Origin of the sequence: Pseudomonas sp. RGM2987, assembly GCF_022952855.1 — a bacterium.
Taxonomy (GTDB): Bacteria; Pseudomonadota; Gammaproteobacteria; order Pseudomonadales; family Pseudomonadaceae; genus Aquipseudomonas.
On the sequence record NZ_JALJDX010000214.1, the window covers coordinates 1 to 25841 of the forward strand.

Sequence of the window (25841 nt, forward strand, 5' to 3'; positions counted from 1 at the left end):
CGAAAGCGATCGGTCAGCTATTGATGGTATCGACTGACACACCGCCTTCGCGAGCAAGCCCGCTCCCACAGGGGATCGTGGGTTATTCGCGTTATTCAGCATCCAAACGCCGTGACAGGCGATACGAAAGCTGCGCACGAGTCAGGCCCAGGCGCCGGGCCGCTTCGGAGACGTTGCCTTTCACTTCGCGCAGGCAATGATCGATCATCGTGTCCTCGATCTCCTGCAGCGATAACCGGCTCAGGTCCCTGCCACCGAACAACGCCTGGATGGCGTCATTGCCTGGAGCCGCGGGCGTGCGGGTGTCCGGTGCCGGGTCATTGGTTGCCGCCGCCAGTTGACCGCGATTGCCGATGGAGAACATCGGCTGGGCCAACCGTTCGCCACTGGTGAACAAGTGGGCCAGGTCGATGGCTCCGCCATCGGGGGCGCTGATCACGCCACGCTCCACCAGGTTCTGCAATTCCCGGATGTTGCCCGGGAAGTCATAAGCCAGCAGGGTGTCGGCGGTGCGGGGAGTGAAGCCGCTGATATGGCGGCCATGGAGCTGGGTGAAGCGCTGCAGGAAATGTGTCATCAGCAGTGGAATGTCTTCCTTACGTTCGCGCAGCGGTGGCAGGTGGATCGGAAAGACATTCAGGCGGAAGAACAAGTCCTCGCGAAACTCACCGCGCTGGGCGGCGGCACGCAAATCGACGTTGGTCGCCGCGACCACCCGCACATTCACCTTCAGTGTGCGACTGCCGCCGACCCGTTCGATCTCGCCTTCCTGCAAGGCTCGCAGCAATTTGCCTTGGGCGACCAGGCTGAGGGTGGCGATTTCGTCGAGAAACAGCGTGCCGCCGTCGGCGCGCTCAAAGCGTCCGGCCCGTGATTGCGTGGCGCCGGTGAAGGCCCCGCGCTCAACCCCGAACAGTTCCGACTCCATCAGGTTTTCCGGAATGGCCGCGCAATTGATGGCGACAAAGGGCTCGTCGTGACGCGGGCTGATGCGGTGCAGCATCCGGGCGAACATTTCCTTGCCGACCCCGGACTCACCCGTGAACAGCACCGTCGCCTGGGTGGGCGCGACCCGTCGCAGCATGTGGCAGGCCGCGTTGAAGGCCGACGAGATGCCAACCATGTCGCCGTCCTGGGCCGGTCTGCAAGCCTGCAGATCAGCCGGCAGCGCGCCTTTGTCGCCTTGGCTGCGAGCGGTGGCGCCATGTCCGCCACTGCTGACAAAGGGTTCGGCATTGAGGTCAGCGAGGATTTCTTCGGCGTTGTCCCATTCCTCGGCGGGCTTACCGATCAACCGGCAGATACTCGATCCGGTGGACCGGCATTCGACCTCTTGATAGAGAATCAGCCGGCCGACCATGGCCGAGGTGTACCCAGTGGCGTAGCCGGTCTGCATCCAGCAGGCCGGTTCGGTGCCGATGCCGAACTGGGCGATGTGCTCATCATCCTCGCTGGAGTGGTGCCAGAGGAATTCGCCGTAGTAGGTGCCCAGGTTCATATCGAATTCGAAGTGCACCGGCTCGACTTTCACCGCGCCTTCAATGGCGTGGATGATCGGGCCGGCGGCGAACAGCGCCAGGAAGTCGGCTTCGGGGAAGCGCTCCTTGATCAGTGCCGCGTCCCGGGCGCCGCAATGGTAGCCGGTGCGCAGCATGATGCCGCGGGCGCGGGCCAGGCCCATGCTTTCGATCAATTCCCGGCGCAGCGCACCGATCCCACTGCTGTGCATCAGCAGCATGCGCGCGCCGTTCAGCCAGATGCGCCCGTCGCCGGGGCTGAACATCAGGCACTCGGTCAGATCCTGCAAGGTCGGCGAGGCGCCCGGAGGTAACTGCTCGCTGGCGCCACGCACGGGCTTCTTCGGGACTCCACCGGCGAGTTCGGCCAGGGAAATCAACTTATCTGCCATGGGGAATCCTTAAGAGAAGTAACCATAGTCCGCATAGTGCAGCATGAAATTCATCAAATCATCACTTTTTTTGCACGTCAGATCCTTCATTGCCAGCAGGGAAATCACCGAAATGGTTTGCATGCCGCGTGCTTGAGCGGTTGACGGGCTATTGCCGATAGATGGCATATCGCTTGCTAAAACTAGTTACCGAGCTTAACTAATTCGGCAAATAACAATATGGCTTGGCAGCCCTCGTGCGGGGTCGCACAAGCACCAACCGGGAAACCCGTATGAAGCTGACCAATAAGAAGATCGTCGTGACCGGGGTCTCCTCGGGTATCGGCGCCGAAACAGCCAGGGCCCTGCGTGCTCGCGGAGCCATCGTGATCGGCATGGACCGCAACGAACCCAGCCTGAGCCTGGACGGGTTTATCCAGGCCGACCTCAGCCATCCCGAGGCGATCGACGAGGCGGTGCGCCAGCTGCCGGAACATATCGACGGGCTGTGCAATATTGCCGGGGTGCCCGGCACGGCCGATCCGCGGCTCGTTGCCTACGTCAATTACCTGGGCCTGCGCCATCTCTGCGCGGCGACGCTGCCGCGGATCAACGAGGGTGGCAGCATCGTCAACGTGACGTCGATTCTCGGTGCGCAATGGCCGCAGCGCCTGGACCTGCACAAGGAATTGGCCCGTATCGAGGGCTTTTTCCAGGGCCAGGCATGGCTGGCCCAGCACCCGGTGCCCCCGGAGAGCTGCTATCAGTATTTCAAGGAAGCCCTGATCGTCTGGACCTATCTGCAGGCCCAGCCCTGGTTCATGGAAACGTCGGTGCGCATGAACAGCGTGGCGCCGGGGCCGGTGTTCACGCCCATTCTCGGTGATTTCGTCAGCATGCTCGGCCAGGAGCGCGTCGATGCCGATGCCCACCGCATGAAGCGCCCGGCCTACGCCGATGAAGTGGCCGTCGCCATTGCTTTCCTGTGCGCTGATGAGTCGCGCTGGATCAATGGCATCAACCTGCCGGTCGATGGGGGGCTGGCCTCTACCTACATCTGAACAAGGAACCATCGCCTGCGCATTTTGCGGGCGGCTCGTTGCCGATCGATTTTTGCAAGAAAAGCTGCTTCCACACAACAAGAACAATGAGGAACACCATGCACAACTCTCGATGCTACCCGGGCTTCAAGCGTTCCGCCTTGGCTCTTTCGGCTTGCCTCGCTGGCCTGGCTTCCCAGGCCCAGGCCGCGCAGATCGACCTGGGCGACAGTGACTGGCGCCTGCGCTGGGACAACACCATCAAGTACAGCCAGGCCTGGCGTCTGCAGGGCGCCGACGACCACCTGACCAACGCGCCGACGGCGGGCGGCCTGTATCCATCGATCCAGAGCCAGGGTGACAAGAACTTCAGTCGTGGCCTGGTCTCCAACCGCTTGGACCTGTTCAGTGAGATGGACCTGAGCAAGGAAAACTACGGCCTGCGCCTCAGCGGCGCGGCGTGGTACGACGATGTCTATAACAGGGACACCGACGACAGCGCGAACCCGCATTTTCTCGACGATACCCGCGAACTGCATGGGCGCGACGCCGAGCTGCTGGATGCCTTTGTGTTTCTGCGTGGCAATGTCGGCGATGCGAGCCAGGGCACCGTGCGCCTGGGGCGGCACAGCCTGATCTACGGTGAGAGCCTGTTCTACGGCAGCAACGGCATTGCCGCTGCGCAAGGGCCCACCGACGTCGTCAAGCTGCTCAGCGTGCCGGGGACCCAGTTCAAGGAGATCCTGCGTCCGGTCAACCAGGTGTCCGGACAGTTGCAGATCAACCCGCAGTTGTCCGTTGGCGCCTACTATCAGTTCGAGTGGGAACGTTCCAACGTGCCGGGGGCGGGCAGCTACCTGAGCGATAACGATGGCATCGGCAAAGGGGCTGGCGACTGGACCGAAGTGTTTGGCAACACCACCGTCCATGCGTCCGATATCGAGGCCAGGAACTCGGGGCAAGGCGGCATGCAATTGCGCTTCAAGCCTGAAGGCACTGAAGTGGAACTGGGCTTCTACGCCGCCAAGTATCACGACAAGACGCCAAGTGCGCTGTATGCCTACCTGGACGGTGCGGCGGCGGCCGCCACCGGACTGCCGATCCTGAGTGCCTATCGCCAGGTCTACGCCGAAGACATCAAAACCGTTGGCGCCAGTTTCTCCACGGCCTACGGCCCGTTCAACTTCGCTGGCGAAACCTCGGTGCGTTGGGATGCGCCTCTGGTGAGCAACCTGCAGGTAGTGACGCCAGGCACCGCGGCGGACAACAGCGGCGATGCGCTCTACGCCAAGGGCAAGACCGCGCACGTCAACCTGTCGACGATTTACCTGCTGTCGCCCGGTTCACTGTGGGACGGTGGCTCGGTACTCGCCGAACTGGCCTGGAACCGCACCCTCAGCGTGACCGACAACCCTGGCGCATTGGACCCCAACACCACCCGCGATGCCACTGCGCTGCGAGTGCTGGCAGAACCTGCGTACTTCCAGGTGGCCGACGGTCTCGACCTGAGCGTACCAGTGGGTTTTGGCGTAGGCCTCGACGGTCGCTCCTCGGCCGTCAGCAAGGGTGGTTTCGGCAACTCCCACGCCGGCGACTGGAGCGTTGGGGTCAAGGCCACCTACCTGCAACGCTGGGACTTTGGCATCAACTACGTGAATTTCTTCGGCAAGACCGCGGCAGGCCTGCGCGAGGACGGCAACTTCAGCTATGCGCAGTCCCTGGCCGACCGTGACTTCGTCTCCATGTACGTGAAAACCACATTCTAATAAGAGGCTTCATTCTCTATGCAAAGCCAATTTTCCTTGCGTATTTCGGCCCTGACCGTTGCGTTGCTAAGTGCTGGACTCGTGCAGGCGGCGGTTTCGCCTGAGCAGGCCGCACGGCTGAACAAAGACCTGACACCCATGGGCGCCGAGCGTGCCGGCAACAAGGACGGCAGCATCCCGCCATGGACCGGCGGCTATACCCAGGTGCCGGCCGGCTACAAGAACGGCGACAAACGCGCCGATCCGTTCGCCGCCGACAAGCCGCTGTACACGGTCAGCGCTGCAAACATGGCGCAGTATGCCGACCAGTTGGCCGATGGCACCAAAGCCTTGATGCAGAAGTATCCGGGCTATCGCCTGGACGTCTATCCGACCCACCGCAGTGCCGCGGCGCCGCAATGGGTATATGACAACACCCTGAAGAACGCGACCCGTGCCACGGTGGATGTGGAAACCGAGAAAGTCGACGGTGCCTATGGCGGGATTCCGTTCCCATTGCCGCAGAACGGCACCGAGGCGCTGTGGAACTATCGGCTGTCCTGGCAGGGCGCCGATACGTTCTACTCGCCGTTCGACACCTGGTTGATGACCGCTGGCGGCAAGAAGATCCAGGCGACCCGGGCACGTTTCTGGTATCAGGCTCCTTACTACTTCAAAGAGGGCAGCCTCGAGACGTTCGGCGGCAAGTTCCTGATCGGCAAGTTGGCCACCGAGCTGCCATCCTCCAAGGCCGGTGAGGGCCTGATGACGCACTGGGACATGGATCCGGGCAAACGCGCCGCCTGGCAGTATCTGGTCGGCCAGCGGCGGGTGCGCCGTGCGCCGAACATTGCCTACGACACCCCGGACTTCGTCACCTCCGGCGTCGGCTTTTTCGACGAGGCTTTCATGATCTTCGGTCCGACCGACCGACACGATCTGAAACTGGTGGGCAAGAAAGAGCTGTTGGTGCCTTACAACAACAACCGTGCGGCCGCGGCGAAGAGCGATGACCTGGTTAAACCGGGCTTCCTGAACCCCGATCTGGTGCGCTGGGAGAAGCACCGGGTTTGGGTGGTGAGCGCTACGCTCAAGGATGGCAAGCGTCATGTGGTGCCAAAGCGTACCTATTACGTGGACGAGGACTCCTGGCAAGTGCTGCTGGTCGATGGTTACGACGCCCAGGGCAAATTGGGGCGCCACAACTACTCGCTGACTCTGCTGGCGCCTGAAATGCCCGTGCTCACCGCACAGATGTCGTGGGGCAGCTACAACCTGGAAACCGGCGCGTACTTCCTGAACTCCTCGGCCAACGACCTGGACGTGCAGTACCAGAGCTATCCGCGTCCGCCGGCGTCGTTCTTCACGCCGGATGCCATGGCTAACGACAGTTTGCGCTGAGGCACCGTACCACGCGCCGGGCTCGGCATCGGCGCGTGGCGTTTGGCTAAATTTCCTGGTGGGTTGGAGCGCACATGATCGGTAAATTTTCACTCGCACGGGCCCTGTCGGCGGCCCTAGCGCTGACGTTTCTTCTGGCGTGCGGCGCGGCCGTGGCCAATCCGGGGATTGCGCTGCTCGACCAGCCGGCCATGCAGAGCGCCAAGGCCCGCCATGCAGTGTTGCTGGCGGTAACCCGCGCCGGAGAACGGTTGGTGGCCGTGGGCGAGCGAGGCATCGTGCTGCTCTCGGATGACTCGGGCAAGACCTGGCGCCAAGCCCAGGTTCCGGTCAGCATCAGCCTGACGGCCGTGCAGTTTGTCAGCGCCGAAGAGGGCTGGGCGGTCGGGCACATGGGCGTGGTGCTGCACAGCACCGATGGCGGCGAAACCTGGGGCAAGCAGCTCGACGGCATCGAGGTCGCGCAGTTGGCGTTGGGACTGGCACAGCAAAGCGGTGACGCCCAGCGCCTCAGCGACGCCGAACGGCTGGTAGCTGACGGCCCCGACAAGCCATTTCTCGACCTGTACTTCAGCGACCTGCGCAACGGCTACGTGGTCGGTGCCTACGGCTTGATCCTGCGCACGGCGGACGGCGGCCTGAGCTGGCAGCCCTGGATGCATCAGTTGGACAACCCCGAGGGCCTGAACCTGTATGGCATTCGCGCTGCCGGCAGTGGGCTGTTCATAGTCGGCGAGCGTGGTTTGCTGCTGCGATCGAGCGACAACGGGCACAGTTTCCAAGCGCTCGACTCACCCTACGCCGGCAGTTTCTTCGGCCTGCAAGGCAATGCCCGCGGCGAGTTGGTGGCGTTCGGTCTGCGCGGCAATGTGTTCTGGTCGGGTGACCAGGGCGCCAGTTGGCGGTCCATCGACACGGGCCTGGAGGTGGCGATGTCAGCCGCGACGCCCTTGGCCGATGGCGCGCTGGTGCTGGCCAGCCAGGCCGGTGACCTTCTGCTCAGCGCCGGACGGGGAAGCCGATTCCATCCCCTGGCCGCTCCGATCGGCACCTCGATTGCCGGGCTGGCGGCCGCGCCCGATGGCAGCCTGATTTGCGTCGGACTGAGCGGACTGAACCGGCTCAATCCCGATCTTTTCTCGGCGCAACGCTGAACAACTTGCCTGAGCCCTCGCGGGCCGTATGCGGAGCATGACGTGAATAACCCTAATCTCTCCCTCGAACAGCAAGTCGTGATCGCCCGCCTGGAAGATTTCGATTCGCACTCCGGCAACCTCGGTGAACGTGCGATCTTCAACCACCGGCCATGGGTCATTCTCCTGTGTCTGCTGGCGACCCTGGTGCTGGGCTTCCAGGCCAGCAAGATCGGCCTCAACGCCAGTTTCGAAAAAACGATTCCGACTTCCCATCCCTACGTCGCCAACTTCCTTGAGCAGCGCAGTGAGCTGAGCGGTCTCGGCAACTCGATCCGCATCGCGGTGGCGGTCAAGGACGGCAGTATTTTCGACAAGGACTATCTGGACATCCTGGCCAAGCTCAACGACGAGATCTACCTGCTGCCGGGCGTCGACAAACCCTACATGAAATCTCTGTGGACGCCGACCACGCGCTGGACCGCCGTGACCGAGGATGGGTTGGATGGCGGCACGGTGATTCCGGACGGCTACGACGGGTCGCCGGCCAGCCTGGAACAGGTGCGCACCAACGTCGCGCGCTCTGGTGAGATCGGGCAACTGGTGGCCGGCAACTTCCAATCCAGCGTGATCTTCGTGCCGCTGCTGGAAATCAATCCGGCGACCGGCAAGGCGTTGGACGCTGGCGAATTCTCCCGGCAACTGGAGGCACTGCGCGACAAATACCAGAGCGAGCGGATCCAGATCCACATCACCGGTTTCACCAAGATCATCGGCGACCTGATCGCCGGATTGTCCCAGGTGCTGCTGTTCTTCGTCATCGCCGTGCTGGTGACGGTGGCGGTGCTCTATTGGTACACCCGTTGCGCCCGCAGCACTGCACTGGTGGTGCTCTGTTCCCTGGTGGCGGTGCTCTGGCAAATCGGCCTGCTCGCGACCCTGGGTTACGACCTGGACCCGTACTCGGCGCTGGTGCCGTTTTTGGTGTTTGCCATCGGCATGAGCCACGGTGCGCAGAAGATGAACGGGATCATGCAGGACATCGGTCGCGGCACCCATCGGGTGGTTGCCGCACGCTATACCTTTCGCCGCCTGTTCGCCGCTGGCATGACCGCGCTGCTCTGTGACGCGGTGGGGTTCGCCGTGCTGATGGTAATCAAGATCCAGGTGATCCAGGACCTGGCGATTACCGCCAGCATCGGCGTGGCAGTGTTGATTTTCACCAACCTGATCCTGCTGCCGATCCTGCTCAGCTATATCGGCGTAGGCGCCCAGGCCGCCGCACGCAGCCTGCGGGCGGAAACCGCCGAATTGACCGCAAACGTCAAGCATCCGCTGTGGAGTTTTCTCGATCTGTTTACCCGGCGCGCCTGGGCGACGGCTGCTTGCCTGGTCGGTCTGGCCCTGGCGGTCGGCGGTTTTGCCGTCAGCCTGCATCTCAAGGTGGGCGACCTGGATCCCGGTGCGCCGGAGCTGCGCCCGGACTCACGCTACAACCGTGATGCGGCGTTCATGACGCAAAACTACGCGGCCAGCTCGGACATCTTCGTGGTCATGGTCAAGACCCCGGAAGACCAGTGCACGCGCTATCCGACCCTGGCCGCGGTCGACTCCCTGGCCTGGCAACTGGAGCAACTGCCGGGCGTCGAATCCACCAACTCCATGGCGGCCCTGAGCAAAATCGCTGCCGCCGGTTATAACGAGGGTAACTTCAAGTGGTATGAACTGATTCCCAACGATGGCGCCTTGGGCGCGGTGCAAACCCGTGCGCCGCGAGAGCTGTTCAACCAGGGCTGTTCATTGCTCTCGCTGTATGTGTATCTGGCCGACCACAAGGCCGACACGTTGCAGCGGGTGGTCGAGACCAGCGAGGCATTCATCGCCAAGCAGCACTTGCCTGAGGTCAAGTTCATGCTGGCGGCCGGCAGCGCCGGGATCGAGGCCGCCACCAACATCGTGGTGAAAAAGGCCATGCGCGAGATGCTGTTCTGGGTCTACGGGGCGGTGATCCTGTTGTGTTGGGTAACCTTCCGTTCCTGGCGCGCGGTCTTGGCCGCAGTGTTACCGCTGGTGCTGACGTCGATTCTGTGCGAGGCGCTGATGGTCGGCCTCGGCATGGGCGTCAAGGTGGCGACGTTGCCAGTCATCGCCCTGGGCGTGGGGATCGGCGTGGACTACGCACTCTACGTGTTGAGCATCATCCTGGCGCACATGCGCGCCGGTGCCTCGCTGTCCGAGGCCTATTACCGGGCGTTGCTGTTCACCGGCAAGGTGGTGCTGCTGACCGGCATCACCCTGGCGATCGCAGTAGCAACCTGGGCCTGGTCACCGATCAAGTTCCAGGCGGACATGGGTATTCTGTTGGCCTTCATGTTCCTGGTGAACATGCTGGGTGCGCTGATCCTGCTCCCTGCGTTGGCGTATTTCCTTTTGCCTGAGCGGCTCTTTGCAAAAAAGCCTGAAGCGTGTGGGGCGTTGCAGTCCGTTGCGCAGGGGTGAACATACGCACCGCGCTGATTCCGTGGCGAGGGAGCTTGCTCCCGCTGGGCTGCGTAGCGGCCCCGCTTTTTTGCGGCTGCTGCGCACCCGAGCGGGAGCAAGCTCCCTCGCCACGGGGTGGGTGGTGAACAGGTCGGACGCTCAAGAAGCTTTCACCGGAACGTATAGGAAGCAGCCTTGAGCCAAGCCCTCAGAAAAAATCCTTGAGCATCGCGATGAACTGCTCGGCGGCCGGCGACAGGGTCTGGCCGGTGCGGGTGATCAAGCCGATCTGGCGGGTAACGCCCGGATGGTCCACCGGCACTTTGACCAGCCCCTCCCGGGCATCGTCCGCCGACTCCGGCAGCAAGCTCACCCCCAGGCCCTGGCGCACCAGTGCCAGGACCGTCGACATGTAGTTGGCTTCAAGTCCAGGCGATAGCTGCAGGCTGGCGTCGGCGAACAGTTGCTCGACCAACTCTCGAACGCTGCTGTCACGCCCGGTGAGGATGATCGGTTGAGTCGTCAGCTGATTCAGCTTGATCGTGCGGAGCCGGGCCAACGGGTGATCGGCGGGGACGAATAGGCAGAGCCGATCCTCCAGTACCGTCTGGAACTCCAATCCATAATGGGTCCGAGCCTGTACGCCGAGGCCAAAATCCACTTCGCCGTCGCGCACCAGCAGGTCGATGCGCCGGGCCACCACGTCCCGCAGGCGCACTTCAATCCCGGGAAACTGCTCACGGAAGTCTTTCAACAACGGCGGCAGCGCGCCGGCGCACAGCGAGGGCAGGGCGGCGATGCTCACCACGCCCCGCCTCAACGCCGCCAGGTCCCGGGAGGCGCTGACGATGTTGTCCAGGTCCAGCAGCAGTTTCTCCATGGGCAGCAGGTTGTTCTGCCCGGCGCTGGTCAATGCCACATGCCGCGGGCTGCGTTCGAGCAGGGCGACGCCAAGCCAGTCTTCCAATTGCTGAATCTGCACCGTCAGCGCTGAAGGCGACAGGTTCAGCGCCGCCGCTGCCTTGGCAAAGCTGCCGGTCTGCGCCACGACCAGGAACGCGCGAATGTGCTGGATAGAGTTCTTCATTTTGTTTTTCCGAATACAGACCGCCGAACATTTCAATTTACAAAGAATACCGGCAATTCCAATACTCGGTGAAAACAACAACAGCGCATTTCATCGCCACCGCGAACAGAGATGCCGAACAGGACCTCCCTATGCTTGCCACACTCGGTGTCGTCACCATCCTCTGTTTGCTCGCCTGCGTGATGAGCAAGCGCCTGTCACCCCTGGTCGCGTTGATCGCGTTGCCGATCATTGCCGCGCTGCTTGGCGGTTTCGGTCTGCAAACCAGTACATTCATCATTACCGGCATCAAGAACGTCGCCCCAGTGGTCGGGATGTTCGTGTTCGCGATTCTGTTCTTTGGCGTCATGACCGACGCCGGCATGCTTGACCCGATCATTGACCGCATTCTCAAACGCGTCGGTACCCGCCCGACGCGCATTGTCGTGGGCACCGCGCTATTGGCGTTGCTGGTGCATCTGGACGGTTCCGGAGCGGTGACCTTCCTGGTAACCATTCCGGCCATGCTGCCGCTGTACACGCGGCTGGGGATGGATAAGCGGATCCTGGCCTGTGTCACGGCGATGGCCGCCGGGGTCAACTTTCTGCCCTGGACCGGCCCTGTCCTGCGCTCCTCGGCGGCCCTGCACGTGCCGGTGGCCGAGTTGTTCCAGCCGTTGATTGCGGTGCAGATCTTTGGCCTGGCGTTCGTCTTTGCCTGCGCCTGGTTCCTTGGCCGTCGCGAAGAAAAACGCCTGGGCCTGGGCGCTGGCGCAGCGGTGGAAGTGATGCCACAACGGGTGCTGACCGAGGCGGAAGTCGCCCTGCGCAAGCCGCGCCTGTTTTGGGTCAACCTGGTGCTCACTGTCGTGGTCATGGGCGTGATGATTGCCGGGGTGGTCGATCCGGTGGTGATGTTCATGCTCGGTACGGTGTTGGCGTTGTGTATCAACTACCCGAACGTCGACGCGCAACGGGCACGTATCGACGCCCACGCAAAAACCGCTCTGACGATGGCCAGCATTCTCCTGGCCGCCGGGGTGTTCACCGGGATCATGCAGGGCAGCGGCATGCTCAAGGCCATGGCCGAGGTGGCTGTAGCGCAGATTCCCGCTGGGCACGGCAAGTTGATTCCGATGGTCGTGGGTTTCATCTCCATGCCCCTGAGCCTGCTGTTCGATCCGGACTCCTTCTATTTTGGCGTGATGCCGGTGGTGGCTGAAGTCGGTCGCTCCCTGGGCGTTGACCCGTTGCAAGTGGCCCAGGCCTCGTTGTTGGGCGTGCATACCACCGGCTTCCCGGTCAGCCCGCTGACCCCGGCGACCTTCCTGCTGGTTGGGCTGTGCAAGATCGAACTGGCCGACCACCAGCGCTTCACCATTCCTTTCCTGTTCGCCGCCTCGGTATTGATGACGCTGACGGCGCTGCTCATTGGAGTCTTTTGAATGAAAACCTTACGCATCGGCTCCGGTGCCGGTTATTCCGGCGATCGCATCGAGCCGGCGATCGAACTGGCCGAGCACGGCGAACTGGATTACCTGGTGTTCGAATGCCTGGCCGAGCGCACCATTGCCTTGGCGCAGCAGGCACGGTTGCTCGATCCGCAGGCGGGCTACGATCCACTGTTGAGCGAGCGCATGCGTCGGGTGCTGCCCTTTGTCGGGCGTGGTGCCGATGGTCGGCGACGTCGCTTGCGGGTGATCACCAACATGGGCGCGGCCAACCCCCAGGGCGCGGCGCAGGAAGTGCGGCGCATCGCCCGCCAACTGGGCTTGCCGGGGCTTAAAGTGATCGCTGTGACAGGTGATGATGTGCTGGCGAGACTGCTGGATGATCCGACTCAGACACTGGATAACGGCATGACGTTGGCAGCGTTGGGCGAGCGTTTGATCTCTGCCAATGCCTACCTAGGGGTCGACGGTATCATCGAAGCCTTGCAGGCCGATGCCGACGTGGTGATCACCGGACGGGTAGCAGACCCGTCGCTGTTCCTGGCGCCGCAGATGTTTGAGTTCGGTTGGGCTGTGGACGATTGGACGCTGTTGGGGCGCGGCACACTGGTCGGGCACTTGCTTGAATGCGCGGGCCAGATCAGCGGTGGCTACTTTGCCGACCCGGGGTTCAAGGACGTGCCGGACCTGGCGCGCCTTGGCTTTCCCCTCGCCGAAGTGGACGCAACGGGGCGTGCGGTGATCAGCAAGGTCCCAGGCTCAGGTGGGCGCATCGATACGGCGACCTGTACCGAGCAATTGATTTATGAAGTGCATGACCCGGCCGCGTACCTCACACCGGATGTCAGTGCGGATTTTTCCGGCGTGTCGTTCACGCTCCAAGGGCCGGACCAGGTCCTGGCCCAAGGCGCCGAGGGCCGGGAGCGGCCGGCATCGCTCAAGGTGTCGGTGGGTTACCTCGATGGCTGGATCGGCGAAGGCCAGATGTCCTACGGCGGACCGGGCGCTTTGGCGCGGGGACGGCTGGCGCGAGAGGTGGTGCTGGAGCGCTTGAAACTGATCGGCGTGGTGTTTGAAGACCTGCGCGCCGAACTGATCGGCGTCGATGCCTTGCACGGCAGCGAGTTGGGCTCGCGGGCGAGCGGTGAACCCTGGGAAGTGCGCCTGCGCGTGGCCGCCCGTTGCGCCGATCGCGCCGAAGCCGTGCGCATCGGCAACGAAGTGGAAACCCTCTACACCAACGGCCCCTATGGCGGGGGCGGCGCGAGCAAATCGGTACGCCAGGTGGTGGCGGTGGCTTCGCTGTTACTGCCGCGCGAAGCGGTCAACGTACAGATCCATTCGGAGGACATGCCATGAGCCAACTTAAACTGCGTAACCTGGCCCATTCCCGCACGGGGGACAAAGGCGATACCTCGAATATTTCAGTGATCGCATTCAAGGCCGACGACTATCCACGGCTGTGTGAATGGTTGACGGTGGAGCGGGTGGCCGAACATTTTGCCGAGCTGCTGGACCCGCACGGGCCGACGATACGCCGCTATGAGTTACCTGGCGTGAACGCGCTTAATTTCGTCCTGCCCGGCGTATTGCGCGGTGGGGTGACCCGCTCGCTGGCCCTCGATGCGCATGGGAAGGCGTTGGGGGCGGCGTTGTTGGATTTGGATGTGCCGGGCAGATGAGTGTGGTTTGTTGTACGGGTGGCCACCCGTGGAAGACGAGCGACCACCGGATCACGCAGGTCTTTACATCAAGACGTCGGCTGGTTTTTGCGGCCTCTCTCCAGGCTGCAAATATTCAGTCAACCCCTGGAACCACATCACTTCGACAAAATCACCGCTGACCACCAGATCCTCGGTGCGCAGTCCTGTCAGGAACGCATCTTTACCGTCCTTTGCAGACAAGATGGCGAAACCTTTCGCAGCGTTTCGGAAGGAGAGGGTGAACTGTGGATTCCGGGTCACGCCGGCAGAAGACGTTATCTCGCCGTTCTTGACGGTGAAGTAGCGGCCGATTCCGTCGTGGGTCCGGATCTGAAAGATCAGTTGCTTGCCGGTGATGTAGCTGGCGCAACCAGGCTTGTTCCTGACCGCTTTTTGCAAGAGTTTGGTCAACGCCCATAACAGGAACTTGAATTTCAGCATGACAGGCTTCCTTTGGCAGTGCGCAGGCACCTTGCGCTGTGGAGCGACATTGTTCGCTGCGCGAGTCGTTACTCGTTGAGAAATTGAATGGCGTGCTTCAGGAAGCGCTCTGGGTATTGGAACTGAGCCCCGTGCCCGGCATCGGGGTAGAGGAAAAGCTGTGCGTTCGGGATGTTCTGCGCCATGTACCAGGAATTCACCGTGGGGATCATGATGTCGTTCGTGCCGTTGAGGATGAACGTCGGCTGCCTGATCTCGCGCAGATGGTTAAACGGAGCGTCAGGGTCGAGCTTGGGCAGGTAATGCATATTGGCTTCGATCTGCGCCTGTATCACTTCGGGGGAGCTGGGTGGGTCTTGCTCGACACGCAGATGGCGACGTTCCCAGAACTCACGCCCGGCTTGCCGTGCGGCCTCGGAGCGACCGAAGAACAGCAATAGAAAGTCCTCCAGGACCGGCACGGGGCGCGGTGCAGCCTGCAGCACACCAGGGTCTGAATCAGGGTTGCCACCACGCGGCCCCGTGCCGAGCAACAGCAGTTTACGGACCAGGTCGGGATGGCGCCGCGCCAGGTCCTGGGCCTGGAAGCCACCGAGCGAGAAGCCCAGGACATCGACCGTAGACAGGCCCAGTGCGCGGATGACCGCCGCCGCGTCGTCGGCCATGTGCTCGATCCGCGTCCGTGGTTTGCCGGAGGAAGAGGCAATCCCGCGACCGTTGAAGAGGATCACCTCGCGCCCTGCGGCCAGGCCGTCGGTCATGAGTGGGTCCCAATGGTCCATGCCACCGCGAAAATGCTGGAGGAGAAACAGAGGGGGTTGGCCAGCCGTTGCGTTGCCAAAGCGACGATAGGCATATTGGTCACCATTGACCTCCACGAAACGGGTCGGAGCGGTGAGGTGGGTATCGGTCATGTTGGCGTCTTCCAAAGGGTCAGGGTCAGTTTCTGGGGATATCGGCTCATGCCCGCAGGCGTCGCGTACGGAAAGTCCCCCAGCCGCTTTTCATCACGGATTTGACAAATGCCCATAACCCGCTTTCGTCAGGACGCGGATCCCCGCCATTGGCAATTCGTTTGAGTTGCAGCGTGTACCAGAAGATTTCCATGACGCCCATCTGATCGACCTGCTTGATGCCTGTGGTGATCGGCCGTACGCGCTGGGGGCTGTCTTGTCCACGCAGCAGCGCCGCCGGGGCATCGGGGTCGATGGCCAGCAGCCGCGCCAGACCAACGACATCGAGCGCCCCGGAACGCAGCGCGGTGTTCATGGCCGCGGCGCTGCGAAAGCCGCCGGTGACCATCAGCGGTACCTGGGTCGAGGCGCGGACCTTCTCGGCAAACTCGAGGAAGTAAGCTTCGCGGGCCACTGTGGAGGCTTTCTTGGTTTCTTGCAGGGTGCCGCTCATGGCTGGGGCCTCGTAGGTGCCACCGGAAATTTCAATCAGGTCGATGCCGGCTTCGGCGAGCGCATGAATCGTCGCCATGGACTCCTCTTCGGTAAAGCCCCCGCGCTGGAAGTCGGCGGAATTGAGCTTGATGCCGACGGGGAAATCAGCCCCCACCTGACGCCGGATCTCTGCGTACACCGCCAGTACGAAACGCCGCCGCTTCTGCGCGCTGCCGCCCCATTCATCGGTGCGTCGGTTATGGTGCGGTGACAGGAACTGGTTGATCAGATAACCGTGCGCGCCATGGATCTGGACCCCGCTGAAGCCGGCCTTTTTACAGATCGCCGCGCTGCGCCCGAAGCGCTGGATGATCTCTTCGATCTCGTCCGTGGTGGCTTCACGCGGGGTCTCGAAAAGTGCCGCCATGTCCTCGCGAAAAGGAACAGCCGATGGCGCCAGATTGCTTTTATTCAGGCCTTTGGTCGATTGTTTGCCGGGGTGATTGAGCTGCACCCAGATGGCCGCTCCCTGCCCGGTGGCGGCGTTGGCCCATTGCTTCAACAAGGGCAGGTCGCTTTCATCCTCGATCACTACGTTGCCTGGCTCACCCAGTGCGCGCCGGTCGATCATCACGTTTCCAGTGAGAAGCAAACCAATGCCGGAGACTGACCAGCGACGGTACAACTCGACCAACTTCAGGGTCGGGCGATTCTCATAGGTCCCCAGCACTTCGCTCATGGCCGCCTTGGCGAGGCGGTTGCGAAGGATGCTGCCGTTTGGCAGGTGTAGAGGCTGGCTCAGCAGATTGGCTTCAGGCGCGGACGCGGTCATGGCGACTTCTCTTTCAGGGCTGTATCAAGGTTGGATAACGGGCAGCAACAGGCGGCCGAACCTGCGCTGGCGGGCTGGCATGCGAGGTTTGGGGCCGCTGTGTCTTTTATCGGGATGTACGATCGGATAAGCCCCGCTCACCGGGGCATATCGATTTGCGCGCTGTGGGGACGCGTCAGGAACGGCTTGAAGCCTTAGGGCTTGTACTCGAGAACTTTGAACATTCGCGTGAAGGCTTGCCGATCGCCCAGCAGCAGCTTGATGTCTCCTTCGCGTAGCGCCCGGGCCGGGGTGTCCTGGCCTTGGACCAAGGCGAGAAACGTTGCCATGTCGCACTGGACCCTGACCGCGACTGGCTCGGCGCTGGGGCCGGAGCGTGCCAGCAGGCTGCCGTCGTTCACTTGGATGTGAAAGACCTCTGCATCGACCTGGAATTCGTATGCCTCGCGCAAGCCTGCGCTCGCTTTCGGATCGCCCGCGCTTGTCAGGCACAAGGCTATGAGCTCCGCACGGGCACTGGTCGGATCGATACGCTCGTCGATCGGAAGCTTCAACCCCCAGGACCCTAGCGCGAGAATCGGCTTGCGCAGCTGCTCGCCCAAGTCTGTCAGCTCGTAGGCGGGTAGGGATGAAGGTGTGCGTGCGACCTGTTGGATGATGCCGTTCTGTACCAGCATGGCCAGGCGTTCGGACAGTCGATTGGTACCCATTGCCGGCAGGATGGCGAGCAGTTCCTTGAACCGCTTCGGACCCAATAGAAACTCGCGAATCAGCAGCAGAGTCCAGCGATCGCCCAGAATGTCCAGCGACCGGGCGATGGGGCAAAGTTGACCATAGGTTTTGTTTGTCATGCGCAATTGTACTGTATTGGGATCGGTCGGAACGTGCGGGAAAGGATGGGCTGCCGGCCAGAGTCGGATTGCAGGAATGGATGGATATTCCAGGCGCCGGCAACATTGCTGGCTGCGTCGCGCAGAACTTTTCCTGTGCCGGGGTAACGACCATTTTCATCTACCGATCGCTGGATGAGAAGTGCAATTCCCGGTCACTATACTATTCGTATAGTCTTTGTTGCTATATAAAACGTATAGTTTTTTGATTGGTGACGAAGCGCGGTACGAACATAGAGAGCGCGGCTGAGTGCGTAGAGGAGGGGGATGCGGCGCATGGCGGTATAGATCTCGCCGTCCTCGTCGCGAAAAGTGCCCCAAAGGTAAAGCGCCTCCGGTGGCATCCGAAGTAGGCACGATCAGACATCATGTCTTCGAGGCGATCGTGAAAAGGCAGTGGCGCAAATGGCACGTTATATCGGTGGCATAAAGCCTGGTTGGCTTGATTGCCAATGGTTAAGGCGGGCTTGTTGCCGGTTCGGACCAGGCTCTGTAAGAAACGCCTAGGGTGGGCCTTTGGCTCCGGTTGAAACCACCGTTTCTGCGGTCGGCGTCTGATTAGGAACCAGCAACCGCTGGGTGCGACATTTGAACTTCACACCCTTGCGCGGCGCCATGCCCCGAGCCTGCTCCATGCACAGTGCCTTAGTCGCATAGGTTGGTTCTGGCTTGCGTTCCTCGATGCAGCCCTCGCCGCCGGTGCAAATGGTCATCACCATTATGTAGACGGTCATCATCCTGGCTTGCTCCCATCGAAACGATGCGATTGATGCATCCTGCGTCAGCCCTGGCGGGCTTGAACGAGTAGCAATGACAGGCGGATGATGAGCCTTTCTTCAAATTGCCAGCAATGGCGCACTGATGCCTTTTGTCGGAAAACCGTCACTATTTGGATTTTTATTTGCCAGGCAAAAAATGTCGCCAATATATTGGCGGATCTGATGGATGGAGTGATTGAACGCTATGAGGCAGGGCATTGTTCGCCGTGAGGGTTACACGGCTCAAAGCCTGCCCAGGCAGCGTCCTTAAGCGTTCAGGGATAGACCTGCGTCTTGGTGTCTCGGTCGAGCACGTAGGAGGTAATGCTGATCTGCATTTGCTCGTACCCTGAGACACCTTTTACAGATGTCGAAGAAGACCATGTCGCGAGATAGTGCTTGCCGGCTTCCAAATTGATGTCCGGCGCACCAAAGCCGCATTTACCTCCACCGGTGCCCAGTTTGTTCATCGAGACCCAGCACCACTCCATGGAGTGGCGACCTGGAGTCAGGCGAATGGCCTGATAGCCGAAGTAATCCAGGATTGAATACTTCCCGGCATAAGGTAGCGGGGCACCATCCACGCGGACAGCCAGCAGCAGGCGATGGAAAGGTATTCCAAGATCCCGATATTGAGTCGTGTCAAAGTAGACAACAGGAGCGTCCAGCTTTCCATCGGACAAGTCCAGGACGCGGATCGCCGGATCATCCACGCTGCCGACGAAAGATTTGTACTGGTAGTTCGAGCAAGCAGACGTCAGCAGTGCGGCCATGGCCATACCTAGAAGACGAGATTTCATAGGGTCCATCCTGAGTGTGATATTCAGCGGGCGCGCAGTTTACCTGCCTGAGACATCGGTGTGTACGTGCGGTTTTGGTGATCGACGACGCTGCCAGACCTGCCCATCCACGCTCACCACCCAAGGCGCCTGATCGGCGACGATACGCACGCCACCGACCCATCGCGGCGTTGGATTCTGATCGAGCCAATTGAACTGGCCGAGCAGGATTTGCTCACCCAAGGCCGTTAGCTCAAGGAGGCGCTGGTGCCAATCGTCCCCTGGCTTTTCAGTGATCAGTGGACGAGGTGCATCGATCAAGGGGCGCAGGAGCGCGTAAAACATCAGGTCACCCAGGTAGGGCAGCGGCTCATAACTCGTCATGAGATGGCCGAACACTTTCCCAGCGGGCAATTCGCCGTGGTCGGCGAGAATGCGCAGCGCCAGGCGCTGGGTGAGACTCAAGCCATCGGCAGCGCCCGGAAGCTCCTGCAACTGCCGCGCAAGGGCGGGCCCAAGTAGCGGTAAGGCTGGGTGATGCTGGCGAGCCAGGGTTGCCCAGTCGCTTGGGTCCGATGCAGTGAAGGCAGCCCATGCCAGGCGTGCCAGGGCCAAGGCATCGTCACCCAAGCGACGGCGTTGTGGCCACAGCCAGGCGAGAAGGTCCGGTGCTAGCTGCCCAAGCCCGATGAACCGCTCCACGCCCGGCACCTGGGCTATTTCGATGAGTTCCAGCCGACGGGGCAAGGCGGAGAGACTCGCCAGGACTCGAATCAGAAACAATTGATCATAGGCATCGCCTTCACACCACAACACCAGTTCGCTATCGCCGTGCAAGCGGGACAGTGCCGCACGCTGCAGCGCCTGGCGCTGTTCGATATCGCGCGCGGATAGCCCGAAGGCCTGTTGCAGGTAAGCGGCGCGTATTGACCAATACTCAGCTTCAGGCACCGCGGGCACAGGCCCCATGACCATCGGGTCGTCAAACATATGAAACGCGCCTGAGAAGCCTGCGATGCGAAGGCTGTGCTCGATGTCGTTGCCGCAGCGCCAGTGCTGGACGGTGCTTTCGCCCGTCGCGGCGAACGTTGGGTGACGTGCGGCGAACGAGACTGCGTCGGTATGAGCGATCAGCTTGGGCCAACTGGCAAAACCGGCCTCTCGGGCGACGAGCCATTGAGTGTCGACGAGGCGATAGTCGGGGCCCGGCAAGCCGAGCGCGCGCAGCTGTAGGCGTGTCTCGTCAGCCTCATTGGCCTTGAGTGCTTTGAGCAGGCGTTTGGCACGTTTTCGCAGTGCGGATAAATCCAGAAGACCATCACGGCGTGATGCATAAGTAGCGGGCATACCAACTCCTCAAGAGGCTCGGTCCGCCGACAAGCCGGGAGCTGGAACGGAAAATGTTGGAAGCCTGCCTGGGTAACCCCTTCGCGCGGACCGCGGGCGTAGCGAACGCCGAGGGTCGGACTTTAACGGCAGGCTTGCGATGAGACAAGGGCGACGTGAGTCGACTGCAGTGTTATCCCCGCAGCATCGTCACCCGCCGACCCGCCATGAAACACAGCGTCCCGCCCATCGCCGTCAGCAAGCCAAGGGCATAGAACATTGTCGGCGCGGGGGTATGCAGGAGCAGGAAGCCGCAGATCACCGGGCTCAAGGCGCCGCCGAGGGCCGCCAGGTTTTGTGCGCCGTAGTAGCTGCCGCGCAGGTCTTCCGGGGCCAGGGTGTCGACGAACAGGAATTCCGCCGGGTAGATGATCATCTCGCCCAGGGTGAAAATGAACATCGCCACGCACCAGCCCACCAGGCCATCGGCCAGGCTGAAACCGATCAAGCCGAGGATGAACAGGCTGGTGCCGCCGGCAATCCAGTAGCGCAGTTGCTCGCGCTTGAGGAAACGACCAATCTGGTATTGCAGCAGGATCACACTGACTGCGTTGCAGGCGAGCAGGGCGGCCATGGTTTGCAGGGCGCGTTGCGAGTCTTCGGTCACCAGCAGGTATTGCGACAGGTACAGGGTGAATCGACCGTGGACCACGGTGCTGAATAGGCAGCCGCAGGTAAACATGATCAGGGTACGGTCGTTCTTGAGGGTGGTCAGGGTCTTTAGAAAACTCGGCGGCTGGCCGATGACGGGCACCGGATCGGCGTCCTTCGGGATGGCGCTCATCAGGAAAATGCTGAGGAACGCGATGCCGCCGGCCATCAGAAACGGCGCTGTCGGGTAGACCCCGGCGATCACCACGCCGAGCATCGGGCCGGTGGCGTAGCCGATGTTGGTCAAGGTGTAGCGCAAGGAGAACGCCTTGGCCCGTTGGCCCACCGGCAGTTGCTCACTGAGAATCGCCTTGGAGCCGATCAGGAACAACGCCGAGGCGGTCTCAGTGACTACCAGGGTGGCGGTGGTCAGGTAGAGGTTCTCAGCGAAGGTCAGCAGCACGAAACCGATGGCGCTGGAAAGCATGGCCAGGATCAGCAACCGGCGCTTGTCCAGCCGGTCGATGACGTAGCCACCATACAGCGCCAGCAAGGTGGCGATGAACACCGCGATACCCAGCAGCAGACCGACATCCTGCTGATTGAGGCCCAGCTTGGTGCTCAGGAACAGCGTGAGCAACGGGCTGGTAATGGCTCGGCTGACAACGATGGTCAGCGAGCAGATCATCAAGCGGCGGATCACGAGGGAGTAGGTGGCCACGGGAAACAAATGTCCTTATTCGAATGCGCTAGCGTTTGCCGGCAGAGCCTGTACCGGCGGCCGATGGTTCACGTCAGCCATTGATGCAACTCTGCCGTTGATTCCAGGGTTTCCATACGTTGCAGCCGGGCCAGTAACGCCTGGGCCTGTTGTTGCGTGATAGTCCGCCCGGCCAGGCTGAAGAACTTCTCTTCCAGTGCTGCGTCGCTCAGCGGATTGCCCGGCGCGCCCAGCGGGATGTCCACGCAGAGGCTGGCTTGCCGACCGTCCTGGGTCCGCACGCTCACGATGGGCTCGCCATCCTGCGATAACGTCGGGTCCACTTCAAGGCGAATCCGTGAAACCCACTGCGCTATTCGCCGATCGCTGCGCGGTACATCGTCATAGGCCTCCAGGCGGCAATGTCCCAGCACCAATCGTGCAGCGAGGGCGTAGCGCAGGCTCATCTGTGCGGCGGCCAGGCTGGCGACATCCTGGCCGCCGCACATGTCCTGGAGAAACTGGCAGAGCGTGACCTGGATGTCCTCGATCTGCCCGGCGCCGACATCCAATTCGGCCAGCAACAGCCCCAACGCATCAATCGCCGAGTGGGTGCCACGACAAGCGGCGTAGGGTTTGATCGAGCACCGCGCAAGTTTCCAGACGAGGCCCAGGTCCTTATCCAGTGCCTCAGGTACGGCAGTGCTACCTGCCAGGGTCTTGAGAAACCCGCCCCAGACGTCCTCGAACAATTGGCTCGGCCCGGTGATTCCCTGCTGGGCGAACCGGGCGGCCAGCAAGCCGCCTTCGGCAGCGCGCCCGCTGTGGAGTTTTTTGCTTTGGGAGCCGTCATGGATAAAAGCCCACAGGCCGCCGCTGAAGCTGCCGGCGATGCCCAGGGCGGACACGGTTTGCGCTGTGTCTAGGCCGAGGATCCGTGCACTGGCTGCCGCTGCGCCAAACACGCCGCAGGTTGCGGTGGAATGCCAGCCGGCGCCGTTATGCACTGAATAACTGCCACAGGCTTCCAGCGCCCTGCGGGCGATCTCGTAGCCAATCACCACTGCCGTGATGAACTCCCGGCCGTTCACCGGGCGGCCAGCCATCGACACCGCCGCCATGACCGCCGGCAACACCACGGCTCCGGAGTGATCGCAGCCTCCGGTGTCGTCCAGCTCCAGGGCGTGGGCGGCGATGCCATTGAGTGTCGCAGCCTGGGCAGCGCCGGTGCGCCGATCTGTGCCCCAGATCGGCGTGTCGCCCGGTTCAGCGGCAAACACCGCCTGGGCCTGTCTGGCCACCTCACTGCCGGCCCCGGCGAGGGCCGCGCAGAAGGTATCGAGGATGTGCCGCTTGGCCTGGCTTACCAGTGCTGCGGGGAGATCTTCGAAGCGGGTCATCACGCAGAACTGTGCCAAGCGCTCCATGGGCGTCACGCCTTGCCAAGTGCTCATACGCCCTGAGTCCGATAATGGCGCTCGTACACGGCTGCCGGGTGGTCCTCGGTCACAGCCCCCGCCGCAGTTGCCCACCACTGTGCAACTTCACCCGCGGTGGCGAGCCACACGTCCGGATGCTGCTGGATGCCTTCCAGCAGTTCCCGTAACAGGCCGATGCGCCCGGGCGTAGCGATGATCTCCGGGTGCAGACGCAGCACATAACACAGACCGAATCGGTGGAAGCCGGCGAAGTCCATTTGCAGGTTGCCCAGGGTGTGGCTGTACGAGGCGATCCGCGATTGACCGGGTGGCACGGCGGGGCTGAGGTTGAAGGCAAAGTAGGGTTCGTCTTCGAGTTCGTAGTGCAGCGGCAACTCGATCACCTCGGGCGCGGTTGGGTGCGCAAAGGGCAAGTCGTCGCCGCGCCACGACGAAGACCAGCGGATACCCTGCTGGTGCAGCGCCTGGATGAATCCCGGCGCGCCATTCCCCGCAGGAATCCGGAAACCGCTCGGATGCTTGCCGGTGAGCCGGGCCAAGGCTTCACAACCCTTGGCGATGTCGGCGGTTTGCTCGGCGAGGGTCAGGTTGTCGTAGTTTTGATGGCGATAACCGGTGCAGGCAATCTCATGCCCACCGGCCTGGATCGCCTGGATGTGCCCGGGGTTTTCTTCGCCGACAATGCCGGGAATGCACCAGGTACTGGGCACCTTCAGCTCGGCCAACAAACCGAGCAGACGCTCTACGCCCCGTTGGCTGCCGTAGCGCCAGACCGACAGGGTCTTGTCGCGCCCGGCCACTTCCGGGGCCTGGGTAAGAATGCCATGGATGTCGTTGTAGTCGACGGTCACCACCACCGCGCAACGGTAGCCGTCGGGCCAGACTTTGGAATCAGCCATGGTGATGCTCCTTGAGCCACCAACGGGCTACATCGCGGCAGGTGGCGAACCACACGTCATCGCGCTGGCGCATGTGTTCGAAGAGTTTTTCCAGCAACAGGATGCGGCCCGGTTTGCCGATGATCTTGGGGTGGAACAGGGTGGTCAGGCACAGGCCTTCGTTCATTGCGCCGTCGTACTCGCGGCACCAGTTGTCCAGTGTCAGTTGGTAACTGGCGGTACGGTCCAGTCCCGAAGGGAAGTCCGGGCCACGGGTGTAGGCGAGGGAGGCGTAGTCGTCCATCTCCCAGCGGCCGGGGATTTCCACCAGGGGTGTATCAACGCCAGGAACATTAACGAGATAGGGACGGTCATCGCCACGCATGCTGCTGGAATAGATCACTCCCGCCTGCGCCAACATGGCCGGGGTCTCGGCGCGCCAGTCCCCGGACGGGGTGCGAAAGCCCTCTGCGCGGATGTTCAGATAGTTGCTGAACACCTCGCGGGATTTGTTCATCACGGCCTTCTGCTGGTCCAGCGTCAGGGCGTAGAAAGATTCGTGTTTGTAACCGTGGTACGCCACCTCATGTCCGCGCTCAATGATCGCCTGGCACTGCCTGGGCCAGTTTTCCACGACCCAGGCCGGGACGAAGAAAGTGGTCGGGATCTGGAACGCGTCGAGCAGATCGAGCAGGCGTGGCAGTGCGCGATAGGGGCCATAGCCACCGAAGCCGAAGTACTCGGGCTTGTGCCAGATCGAGCCGTTGAGCATTGCGTCGCCAGTCGGGCCGTCGAGGTCGAAGGCCAGCGCGAGGCAGGCTTTGTGTCCATCGGGCCAGGTGGGTTGAGACATCTTTGTGCTCCAGCAATCAATAAGTCGCCACCCATCGGGTGGGAGCGGGCTTGCTCGCGAAGGCGGTGGGCCAGGCAATCCAGTAGCGACTGATCGGACGCCTTCGCGAGCAAGCCCGCTCCCACAGGGCGCCGGGGGTGTTTGCGGGTTCTGCGTACACCCCGGCCCTGGTCATTTACCGGCGTTGATGGTCACTGTCTTGATCGCACCCAATTCCAGGTCCCACTTTTTCAAGATGGCCTGGTAGCTGCCGTCATCGACCATGCTTTGCAATGCCACTTTCACAGCCTCGCTCAGCTCAGGCTTTTTCTTGCTCACGCCAAGGCCGGTGAACTGCACGGAAATCGGCTGGCCGACGCTCTTGTACATGTCCTTTTCCTGGGTCTTGAGGTAGGACAAGGTTTCGCTGCCCTGCATGGCCGCATCGATACGGCTTTGGCGCAGCTGTGCACGGGCGTCCGCCGAACCTTCGGTACCGATCACGACGATGGCCGGTTTGCCGGCCGCCTCACAATTGGCCTTGCTGAACTCGGCGATTTCCGCCGGAAAGGTGGTACGGCGGCTGGTGCCGACTTTCTTGCCGCACAGGTCGGTGACGTCGTTGGTGTCCTTGTTTTTCTGCAAGGTGTAGAACTGCGGACCGCTGGTGAAGTAGTCGACGAACGTCACGCTGGCCTGGCGCTCGGCGGTGTCGGTCATGCCCGATAGCACCATGTCCACCCGGTCGGTGGTCAGGGCGTTGATCATCTGTTCGAAGCCGGTTTCCTGCCATTTGATCTTCACGCCCAGGCGTTCGGCCAGGGCATTGCCCAGGTCATAGTCCAGACCGGTCAAGGTGTTGGTGGCCGGGTCCTTGAAATCCATCGGCGGGTAGTTCGGCATGATCGCCACGACAACCTCGCCCTTGTCCTTGATGCTCGCGGGTAAATCGGCGGCGAAGCTGACGCTGGAAGCCATCAGGCCGGCGAGTACTGCTGGGATTACGAAATTCTTCATGG

The 25841-nt window shown here is 62.0% G+C and carries 22 protein-coding genes; 8 read left to right on the top strand and 14 right to left on the bottom strand.

Annotation, left to right across the window (positions count from 1 at the left end; translation table 11 throughout):
* Positions 1–91: 91 nt before the first annotated feature.
* Positions 92–1909 (bottom strand): sigma-54-dependent Fis family transcriptional regulator, encoded by a 1818-nt coding sequence (locus tag RGM2987_RS20605; protein ID WP_245144668.1) that lies wholly within the window; start codon positions 1907–1909, stop codon positions 92–94.
* Positions 1910–2181: 272 nt separating this feature from the next.
* Here RGM2987_RS20605 and RGM2987_RS20610 point away from each other — a divergent pair, with 272 nt between their 5' ends.
* The 5 genes from RGM2987_RS20610 to RGM2987_RS20630 all read left to right on the top strand — a co-directional run bounded on the left by RGM2987_RS20610 (position 2182) and on the right by RGM2987_RS20630 (position 9706).
* Positions 2182–2949: a coniferyl-alcohol dehydrogenase gene (locus RGM2987_RS20610; RefSeq protein ID WP_245144669.1), complete on the top strand. Its 768-nt coding sequence runs from the start codon at positions 2182–2184 to the stop codon at positions 2947–2949.
* Positions 2950–3047: 98 nt separating this feature from the next.
* The gene (locus tag RGM2987_RS20615; RefSeq protein ID WP_245144670.1) at positions 3048–4694 is read left to right on the top strand and encodes a DUF1302 domain-containing protein; all 1647 of its coding nucleotides are present in this window, start codon (positions 3048–3050) and stop codon (positions 4692–4694) included.
* An 18-nt stretch (positions 4695–4712) separates the two neighbouring features.
* A complete protein-coding gene (locus tag RGM2987_RS20620) occupies positions 4713–6074 on the top strand; it encodes a DUF1329 domain-containing protein (protein WP_245144671.1) in 1362 nt (453 codons plus the stop codon).
* Between the two features lie 74 nt (positions 6075–6148).
* Complete coding sequence (locus tag RGM2987_RS20625; RefSeq protein WP_245144672.1) at positions 6149–7228, top strand: YCF48-related protein; 1080 nt, start codon at positions 6149–6151, stop codon at positions 7226–7228.
* A gap of 42 nt (positions 7229–7270) precedes the next feature.
* On the top strand, positions 7271–9706 hold the full coding sequence (locus tag RGM2987_RS20630; RefSeq protein ID WP_245144673.1) for an MMPL family transporter: 2436 nt from the start codon (positions 7271–7273) through the stop codon (positions 9704–9706).
* Positions 9707–9896: 190 nt separating this feature from the next.
* On the opposite strand, the gene RGM2987_RS20635 is transcribed toward RGM2987_RS20630, so the two are convergent.
* Entirely contained in the window at positions 9897–10775 is an 879-nt protein-coding gene (locus RGM2987_RS20635; protein ID WP_245144674.1) for a LysR family transcriptional regulator, read from the bottom strand.
* Positions 10776–10906: 131 nt separating this feature from the next.
* Between RGM2987_RS20635 and RGM2987_RS20640 the strand changes: the two genes are divergently transcribed.
* From RGM2987_RS20640 to RGM2987_RS20650, 3 genes are read left to right on the top strand one after another with little or no spacing between them, the layout of a single operon-like run.
* Positions 10907–12199, top strand: coding sequence for a citrate:proton symporter (locus RGM2987_RS20640; protein WP_245144675.1), 1293 nt, complete (start codon positions 10907–10909; stop codon positions 12197–12199).
* Positions 12200–13564 (top strand): acyclic terpene utilization AtuA family protein, encoded by a 1365-nt coding sequence (locus tag RGM2987_RS20645; protein WP_245144676.1) that lies wholly within the window; start codon positions 12200–12202, stop codon positions 13562–13564.
* Positions 13561–13887 carry a hypothetical protein gene (locus RGM2987_RS20650; protein ID WP_245144677.1) on the top strand — a complete coding sequence of 109 codons (327 nt, stop codon included), beginning with the start codon at positions 13561–13563 and terminating at the stop codon, positions 13885–13887. The genes RGM2987_RS20645 and RGM2987_RS20650 overlap by 4 nt, the downstream gene beginning before the upstream one ends.
* Positions 13888–13950: 63 nt before the next feature.
* Here RGM2987_RS20650 and RGM2987_RS20655 read toward each other — a convergent pair whose 3' ends face one another.
* From RGM2987_RS20655 to RGM2987_RS20710, 12 genes are all read right to left on the bottom strand, one after another.
* Positions 13951–14349: a helicase gene (locus RGM2987_RS20655; RefSeq protein ID WP_245144678.1), complete on the bottom strand. Its 399-nt coding sequence runs from the start codon at positions 14347–14349 to the stop codon at positions 13951–13953.
* Between the two features lie 68 nt (positions 14350–14417).
* Complete coding sequence (locus RGM2987_RS20660; protein ID WP_245144679.1) at positions 14418–15263, bottom strand: alpha/beta hydrolase; 846 nt, start codon at positions 15261–15263, stop codon at positions 14418–14420.
* Between the two features lie 46 nt (positions 15264–15309).
* On the bottom strand, positions 15310–16569 hold the full coding sequence (locus RGM2987_RS20665) for an NADH:flavin oxidoreductase/NADH oxidase family protein (RefSeq protein WP_245144680.1): 1260 nt from the start codon (positions 16567–16569) through the stop codon (positions 15310–15312).
* Positions 16570–16763: 194 nt separating this feature from the next.
* Positions 16764–17420, bottom strand: a complete 657-nt coding sequence (locus RGM2987_RS20670; RefSeq protein WP_245144681.1) for a helix-turn-helix domain-containing protein — start codon at positions 17418–17420, stop codon at positions 16764–16766.
* 542 nt (positions 17421–17962) lie between these two features.
* The gene (locus RGM2987_RS20675) at positions 17963–18196 is read right to left on the bottom strand and encodes a hypothetical protein (RefSeq protein ID WP_245144682.1); all 234 of its coding nucleotides are present in this window, start codon (positions 18194–18196) and stop codon (positions 17963–17965) included.
* A 296-nt stretch (positions 18197–18492) separates the two neighbouring features.
* A complete protein-coding gene (locus RGM2987_RS20680; RefSeq protein ID WP_245144683.1) occupies positions 18493–19017 on the bottom strand; it encodes a hypothetical protein in 525 nt (174 codons plus the stop codon).
* A gap of 39 nt (positions 19018–19056) precedes the next feature.
* Entirely contained in the window at positions 19057–20343 is a 1287-nt protein-coding gene (locus tag RGM2987_RS20685) for a DUF1835 domain-containing protein (protein WP_245144684.1), read from the bottom strand.
* A gap of 172 nt (positions 20344–20515) precedes the next feature.
* Positions 20516–21694 (bottom strand): MFS transporter, encoded by a 1179-nt coding sequence (locus RGM2987_RS20690; RefSeq protein ID WP_245144685.1) that lies wholly within the window; start codon positions 21692–21694, stop codon positions 20516–20518.
* A 68-nt stretch (positions 21695–21762) separates the two neighbouring features.
* On the bottom strand, positions 21763–23127 hold the full coding sequence (locus RGM2987_RS20695) for an MmgE/PrpD family protein (protein ID WP_245144686.1): 1365 nt from the start codon (positions 23125–23127) through the stop codon (positions 21763–21765).
* Complete coding sequence (locus RGM2987_RS20700; RefSeq protein WP_245144687.1) at positions 23124–24011, bottom strand: polysaccharide deacetylase; 888 nt, start codon at positions 24009–24011, stop codon at positions 23124–23126. The genes RGM2987_RS20695 and RGM2987_RS20700 overlap by 4 nt, the downstream gene beginning before the upstream one ends.
* Positions 24004–24843 carry a polysaccharide deacetylase gene (locus tag RGM2987_RS20705; RefSeq protein ID WP_245144688.1) on the bottom strand — a complete coding sequence of 280 codons (840 nt, stop codon included), beginning with the start codon at positions 24841–24843 and terminating at the stop codon, positions 24004–24006. The genes RGM2987_RS20700 and RGM2987_RS20705 overlap by 8 nt, the downstream gene beginning before the upstream one ends.
* 171 nt (positions 24844–25014) lie before the next feature.
* Positions 25015–25839 carry an ABC transporter substrate-binding protein gene (locus RGM2987_RS20710; protein ID WP_245144689.1) on the bottom strand — a complete coding sequence of 275 codons (825 nt, stop codon included), beginning with the start codon at positions 25837–25839 and terminating at the stop codon, positions 25015–25017.
* Positions 25840–25841: the final 2 nt, after the last annotated feature.